General features: G+C 66.3%; 1 protein-coding gene. It reads right to left on the bottom strand.

Annotation, left to right across the window (positions count from 1 at the left end):
• On the bottom strand, positions 1–1,991 hold a 1,991-nt coding region (locus JK364_RS54130; protein ID WP_307841724.1), incomplete at its 3' end, for an acyltransferase domain-containing protein.
• Positions 1,992–2,023 lie beyond the last annotated feature (32 nt).

Here is a 2,023-nt window from a genome sequence, read left to right as displayed (position 1 = left end):
CCAGCAGCCGACGGCTCCTCCACGGCCAACAACCCACGCGCATGGCAGTTCCACACCGCATCGTCCGCGCTTGCCACATCCTCGAGATGCGAGTAGACCGCAACCGGTCGCAGACCGGCCGCATCCGGCTCCTCGACCACCACCTGAACCTGGACACCGCCGCGCTCGGGCAGGACCAACGGCGCCTCCAGCGTCAGCTCCTCCACCCGGCCGCAACCGACCTGATCGCCCGCACGAATCACCAACTCGACCAACGCGGCCCCCGGGACCAGCACCGATTCCAGCACCCGGTGATCAGCCAGCCACGGGTGTGACTCCAGCGACAGCCGACCCGTGAGGTAGACCGAATTGTGTGCCGCGGATTTCAACATCGCGCTGAGCAGCGAATGGTCAACATGCCCCTGCCCGATGCCGGTGGCGTCAACTGCTTGGATCGGAGCATCGAGCCAGTACCGTTGCCGCTGAAAGGCATAGGTGGGCAGTTCCAGGCTGGGCACCGAAGTATTGGTGACAGCGCCCAGCGCGGGTGACCAGTCGATAGACGCACCAGTGACGAACTGCCGCGCCAAGCAATTCAAGAGGGCCTGTACTTCGGGCTGGTCCCGGCGCAGGGAGGCGATGACCTCCGGCTCAGCGCCAGAGCTGTCCTCACTGTCGGTCTCGACGCGGTTGGCCAGGCAGTTGTGGGCCATGGCGGTCAGAACGCCATCGGGCCCCAGCTCCACAAACCGTGTCACCTGACCGTCCTCGGCCAACCACTCCACACCCGGCCCGAACAACACCGCCTGCCGAACATGACGCACCCAATACTCCGGCGAACACACCTCCTGCGCCTCCGCCGGCCGACCCGTCACATTGGAGACCACCGTCAGCCGAGGGGGAGCGAACGACAGCCCCTCCAGCACCTGCCGGAAACCGTCCAGCATCGGCTCCATCAAAGCCGAGTGGAACCCATGCCCCACCCGCAGACTCTTCACCTTCCGACCCAGACCACGCCAATGATCAACCACCTGGGCCACGGCAGCCTCCTCCCCGGAGACCACCACCTGATCCGGCCCATTAACCGCCGCAACCTCCACCACACCACCAAGCCCAGCCCCGCCCCGAAGATCCTCCAGAGCCTGACCCATCTCCTCCGCCCCAGCCTGGACCGAGGCCATCGCCCCACCCACAGGCAGATCCTGCATCAGCTGCCCACGAGCAGCCACCAGCGTGCAGGCATCCTCCAACGACCACACCCCCGCCACATACGCCGCCACCACCTCACCAATCGAATGCCCCGCCAAGAAATCCACCCGCACCCCAAAGGACTCCATCAACCGGAACAGCCCCACCTCCAACGCAAACAACCCCGCCTGCGTAAACACCGTCCGATCCAACAACCCCCCACCATCAGGAGCAGCAGCATCGGCGAACACCACATCCTTCAACGGCCGCTCCAACAACCCATCAAACCGAGCACACACCTCATCGAACGCCGCCGCAAACACAGGAAAGGCCTCATACAACTCCCGCCCCATCCCCGCCCGCTGACTCCCCTGACCGGAGAACAACACCGCCACACGCCCCGACCGCACACGCCCCACCACCACACCACCAGCACCACCGGCACCACCGACGGACTTGCCCTCCACCAGCGCCGCGAGCCCAGCCGCCAGCGCTTCCGCATCCGAACCGAGGACGACAGCGCGGTGTTCGAAGACCGCACGCGAACCCACCAGAGCACGCCCCACGCCTGCCACATCCACGCCACCACCATCAGCCTGGGCAGCACGCACATACTCCAGCAGCCGACCCGCCTGAGCCGCCAACGCTCCCGCACTACGCCCCGACACCACCCACGGCGTCACACCACCACCAGCAGCGGAAACCTCCACCTCCACGGACTCATCCACCGGTGCTTCCTCGAGGAGAACGTGAGCGTTAGTCCCCGACACACCGAAGGAAGACACCCCAGCCCGCCGGACCCGCTCCCCACGCGGCCAAGCCACAGACTCAGTCAGCAACTCCACCGCCCCCGCGC

The sequence above is a fragment of the Streptomyces endocoffeicus genome, from assembly GCF_016741935.1.
GTDB classification, from domain to species: Bacteria; Actinomycetota; Actinomycetes; order Streptomycetales; family Streptomycetaceae; genus Streptomyces; species Streptomyces endocoffeicus.
The sequence above is the reverse complement of the archived record's forward strand: the minus strand, read 5'-3'. Positions and strand labels throughout refer to the sequence as shown.